5 protein-coding genes are annotated in these 4,874 nt (G+C 71.5%); 4 read left to right on the forward strand and 1 reads right to left on the reverse strand.

Features of this window, described 5'->3' with window-relative positions; genetic code table 11:
• Positions 1–68: 68 nt before the first annotated feature.
• Positions 69–1,931 carry a glycoside hydrolase family 5 protein gene (locus ACFW2E_RS41450; protein ID WP_384475696.1) on the reverse strand — a complete coding sequence of 621 codons (1,863 nt, stop codon included), beginning with the start codon at positions 1,929–1,931 and terminating at the stop codon, positions 69–71.
• A 221-nt stretch (positions 1,932–2,152) separates the two neighbouring features.
• On the opposite strand from ACFW2E_RS41450, the gene ACFW2E_RS41455 reads away from it, so the two are divergent.
• The 4 genes from ACFW2E_RS41455 (at position 2,153) to ACFW2E_RS41470 (ending at position 4,659) form a co-directional block, all read left to right on the forward strand.
• Positions 2,153–3,226 carry an NAD(+)/NADH kinase gene (locus ACFW2E_RS41455; protein WP_384475699.1) on the forward strand — a complete coding sequence of 358 codons (1,074 nt, stop codon included), beginning with the start codon at positions 2,153–2,155 and terminating at the stop codon, positions 3,224–3,226.
• A gap of 78 nt (positions 3,227–3,304) precedes the next feature.
• Positions 3,305–3,619 carry a DUF6400 family protein gene (locus ACFW2E_RS41460; protein ID WP_384475702.1) on the forward strand — a complete coding sequence of 105 codons (315 nt, stop codon included), beginning with the start codon at positions 3,305–3,307 and terminating at the stop codon, positions 3,617–3,619.
• Positions 3,606–3,869, forward strand: coding sequence for a hypothetical protein (locus ACFW2E_RS41465; RefSeq protein ID WP_384475704.1), 264 nt, complete (start codon positions 3,606–3,608; stop codon positions 3,867–3,869). The genes ACFW2E_RS41460 and ACFW2E_RS41465 overlap by 14 nt, the downstream gene beginning before the upstream one ends.
• Positions 3,870–4,377: 508 nt before the next feature.
• A complete protein-coding gene (locus tag ACFW2E_RS41470; RefSeq protein ID WP_384475707.1) occupies positions 4,378–4,659 on the forward strand; it encodes a hypothetical protein in 282 nt (93 codons plus the stop codon).
• Positions 4,660–4,874 lie beyond the last annotated feature (215 nt).

Below are 4,874 nucleotides of genomic sequence, written 5' to 3' on the forward strand. Positions count from 1 at the left end.
CCACAGAAAAAAAGAGCAGCATTAACTTGGCGGCTGCCCAGGCGGGCGGTTAATGCTACACAGTCCACTTACTCGTCGGCGGCGCACTGGCCCTTGTAGTCGCCGTACGCGAAGTCCCCGCCGGCTCCGTCGGCGGGCCGGTTGTCGGACCGGTCGAGCCAGACGGTCCGCCCGGTGCGGTCCAGCGCGGCGCGGGCGGGCACGCACAGGGCGGCCGACAGGCGGGTACCGCGGCGGCTGTAGCCGATGACGAACTGCCCGGCGGGGCACTGGAGTTTGGTGTAGCCGGAGGCCCAGTCGCCTCCCGAGGGGACGTAGCGTTCGTCGGTGACGACCGTCTGGGTGTTCCCCGCGGCGCGCAGGTCACCGGCGGTCGTGTCGGTGCACAGGCCACGGCCGGTGGTGTGACTGATCCCGATCAGCCGCAGGCCGTCGGGGCAGGCCGCCTTGTAGGCCCCGGAGTCCCAGTCGCCCCCGGCCCGTACCCGCACGGACTGCACCTGGTCGCCGTGGTCGGTGCTGAGCATGCGCCAGACGGCCGTCGGTGCGACGTAGCGGGTGCGGCTCGCCGCGGTCATGAGGTGGTTCCAGGCGGTGGCGCGCCAGTCGCCCTGGTCGAGGATGCCGGACCGGTGCCCGGCGGAGTCGTAGCGCAGCAGGGCCCAGTCGTCGTGGCCCTCCCAGCCGACCAGGGGCCAGTAGGCGAAGTCGGTGTCGTGGTCGACGAAGTAGTCGGTGATGTTGCCGAACCAGGTGCGTGCGGCGGTGCCCGTCTCGTTGGCTCCGATGCCGAACTCGCTGACCCAGACGGGAGCGGTGTAGTGCTGTCCTTCCGTGGTGACGAAGAAGGCCTGATCGGCGAGGACTTGGTACAGCTGGTCGCGGGTCAGGTCCTGGTAGCGGGCATCGTGGGTCTCGCCGACTCCGGTGGCGCCGCTGTGCCGGGGGCCTGTGTAGCCGTAGAAGTGGGCCGAGTAGACGAGCTTGTGGGTGTCCACGAGGGTGTTCGAGAGCGTGCGCACCGGTGTGAGGGTGGGGCGGTCGTGCGGCAGCCCGTCGACGGGTACGCCGGTCCAGTTGATGCCTTCGACGACGACGAGAAGGTTCGGGTTGGCCTCGGTGAGGATGCGGTCCGCGGCGAGCTGGGCCGCGGCGTACCAGTCGTGGGCGTCACCCAGGCCCCAGTTGGGGTCGTCCAGTACGTCACGTCGTACTTCGTTGTAGAGGTCGGCGCCCACGACACGGGGGTCGGCGGCGTACCGGCGGGCCATGAAGACCCAGTCGTCGGCCCACTGCTGGGTCGACTGGCTGCTGTTCCAGCGTTCGTTGCCGTCGATGCCGCAGCACCAACGGGAGGTGTTGGTGTGGTTGTTGAGGATGACCGCGAACCCGTCCCCGGTGAGGGCGGTCACGACGGCGTCGTAGACCTGCAAGGGGGTCCGGCCGCGCAGTTGGGGATTGGCGGCGACGGCGGCGTCCGGTACGGGCGTCGTCGAATGGATCATCCCGTTGGAGAACGGCAGCCGGACGCTGTTGATGCCGAGTGCGTGGAAGTCGGCGAGCAGCGTGGGCAGGGAGGCGCGGTCCAGGCCGAGGGGTATGCCGTTGGAGTCCTGGCCGGCGTGGTGGTTGGCGGGATCGCCGGCGCTTCCGCTGCCCGTCCACGATCCCTGCGCGCCGTCCCAGTTCGCCGATCGCAGCCGGAAGCGGTTCCCCCGGGCGTCGACGATGTACCGGCCACGGGTGGACAGCGGTGGCTGCCAGGCGTCGGTCGCCCGGGGGAAGTCCGCGGCGGAGTCCGTGGCCGAGGCCTGAGCGTGGACCCCGGAGGCGGCGGGCTCCGAGGCGGCGACCGCCGTCGGCGAGGCGGCCAGGAGGGTGAGCGCTGCGGCTACTGATGTCAGGTACTGGACAAGTCGGATGGTCGGCATTCGGTCCTCTGCGGGCGCACGACGGGGAACACTGACGGGTCGTCACAGCGTACGGAAGGGACGCGGCCGGGTCGACGTCCGTTGCCGCCAACATCCTTTTCCGGGGCGGGCTTCGGACCACCGGCGCGACAGACTCCGGCCCCAGCGGCGTGGCATTCACGGGGACGCCCCCTTCACGGTCAGGATTACTGGCCGTTGCGCTGGGTGATCTGGAGGCAGACATGACGGTGAACCGGCTCGGACTGGTCGTGCACGGTGGGCGGCCGGAAGCCGTGGAGGCGGCGCGCACCGTGCGCGACTGGTGCGCCGAGCACGACGTGCCGTGCACGGACATCGACGTCTGGCAGGACGGCGGTCGGCACAGTGCCCGTGAAGAGGTCGACTCCGCGGGCGATCCCGACCTCATCGTCACCCTGGGAGGCGACGGCACGTTCCTGCGCGGCGCGCGGCTGGCCGCGGCCGACGACGCCCTGGTCCTCGGAATCGACCTGGGGAGGGTGGGCTTCCTGACGGAGGTCCCCGCGACGGCGGTGCGCGCGGCGCTGGACGCCGTACGGGAGAACCGCCACACGGTCGAGAAGCGCATGCTGCTCACCATGCGCGCCTCCCGCCGTCTGGAGGTGCCCTCCGACATGGAGGTACTGCTGCGGTACGGCCGCGGTCCGCTGCTGCCGCCGCCCAGGGTGCGCATGGACTGCGAGGTCGACGTCGACTGGGGCATCCCGCTCCACGTCATGGCGCTCAACGACATCGTCCTGGAGAAGCTGTCGCGGGACCGGCAGGTCTCGGTCGGCGTCTATGTCTCCGGCAGGCTCCTGGCGTCGTACTCCGCCGACGCCCTGCTGGTCGCCACGCCGACCGGCTCGACCGCCTACAGCTTCGCCGCCGGCGGCCCGGTCGTGTCGCCCCGCGCGGAGGCGCTGGTCTTCACGCCGGTCGCGCCGCACATGACGTTCAACCGGTCCGTCGTCACGGCCCCCGACGAGCCGGTCGGACTGCGTGTGCTCGAACGCTCCGGCCCGGCGGCGGTCAGCGTCGACGGCGAGCTGCGCGGCGTGCTCGAGCCGGGGGACTGGATCGGTGTGTACGCGGCGCCGCGCAGGCTGCGGGCCGTCCGGCTCGGACCGATGGACTTCTACGGCCGGCTGCGCGAGCGGATGAACCTCACCGACGCCCCGGCCGCGGTGGCCGACGGGACCCCCGCCCCCCTGTGGTCGGTGACGACCCCGCCGCCCAGGGACATGGCCCACCTCTCGCTGCTCACGGCTCCGGAGGGTCCGTCCCCGAATCCGTAGGCACGGCCCGCGCGGCGGGCTGTGACTTCCCCCACCTGCTCTTGCCGCAGGCCAGCGGGCCTACCTAGGTTCGGTGACATGTCCTCCCATGAGCCCACGCTTCCCGTCGATCCGGACGAACCCGACGCGGTGCGCCGGAGTGACTCCGGACGGCCGGACCCCTCCGCGCCGGTCGACTTCGCCGTCGACCTCACCGCGCACGAGGTGGACCGGCGGGCTCATGTCCTGGCCGCCCTCGGACCCGACTGGGATCCCGTCGCGGTGCTGCGCGACGAGGACGCGGCGTACGACCTGCTGTACTCCGGGCTCGACGAGGACCAGCGGCGCGTGTACGACCAGCTGGTCGCGGCCGGAGTGCTGTCGAAGAGGGGCGACGGCAATGCTGCCGCTTGACCCGCAGGCGGACATCGGACGTCGCGCCTGGGTGAGCTGCCCGAACTGCAACGACAGCCAGGACTGCGACACGTGCGAGCAGCGGCGCACATGTTCCTCGCACTGGCGCTACCTGCTCTCCAACAACGGCAGCCTGCTCCATCTGCAGTGCCCCTCGTGCACCCACATCTGGGAGCACGAGACCGGCTTCGGCGCCACCCGCTCCCGCTGGGAGCGCATCACCAGCGGCCTGCGGCGGCAGTCCCCCTGACACCTCCGGCGAGGAACGCACACCGCTGTGACGCGGTGCGCATCCCCGGCGGCACAGTGTGACCGCGTGACCGCCCGCCCGCGGCATGTACTCGCCGGGCGTGAGGGCGTGGGCGAGAACGGTGCTCGCCGGGGCGACCAGCCCATTGACCGCCACCGCGTCCCGGGTGGTCCTCGAGGACAGTGCCGTTTTGCTCCCCCGAGCAGGACGCCGGCGGTGCAGATCGCCCGTGACGCGCGGTCGGCCGTTCGTGACATGTCTTCCACAGAACCGGGCGATGATCGCCGTACGGGACCGCTGCCCGGAGCACGCGAATCGCGAGGATCGGTTCCACTTGCAGAATGCCTACGGCCGCGTTTGGGTGGAGATGACCTGTCGCCGCGCCCGGAGCGGCCGCGTAGGCGGTGACTTTCGGTTCGGCCTCGGCCGGTCGAGAGGAAGGAGCAGTCCCGACGCACGATGTACCTGGGCGTGCGGACGCTCCGGTACTCACTTGAGGAGGCCGCCCATGGCGCCCCACCACAAGTCCAACCGAGCTGTCGAAGGCAACCCGGACCGCGGCCACAACAGGGGCATGCCCCGGCGGCCGGACGACGAGGAGCTCGCGGAACTGACGGCGCAGGACCGCCGGGGAGCGGGGCTGCCCGGCGTCCCCGCCAAGGATGCCGAGTCCGTGTACCGGGAAGCGATGGACGAGATCGAGCGCCAGGTGAGGTCGGGTGACATTCCCACCGGCAATGCCACCCGGCGCGGCCGTGCCCCGTTCCCGCCCTCGCGCTACGAGGGCTGATTCCCGAAGTCGCCCCGGACGCGCGCCGGTGCCGACGCCGTCCGACCGGCCGGGCGTGCCGGACACGCGGGCCGCGTGGGCGGAACGCGGCCCGGATCGGGCCGGGTCAGCGAGACAGGTCCGACAGTACGCGCCTGCGGGGCGGGGGGGCATACCTGTGGGTGTGTATGTAACCGCTGATGGTGCCCGACCCCCCAAATGGAACCCCGCCCGCG

Origin of the sequence: Streptomyces sp. NPDC058964, from assembly GCF_042741275.1 — a bacterium.
Classification (GTDB): Bacteria; Actinomycetota; Actinomycetes; order Streptomycetales; family Streptomycetaceae; genus Streptomyces.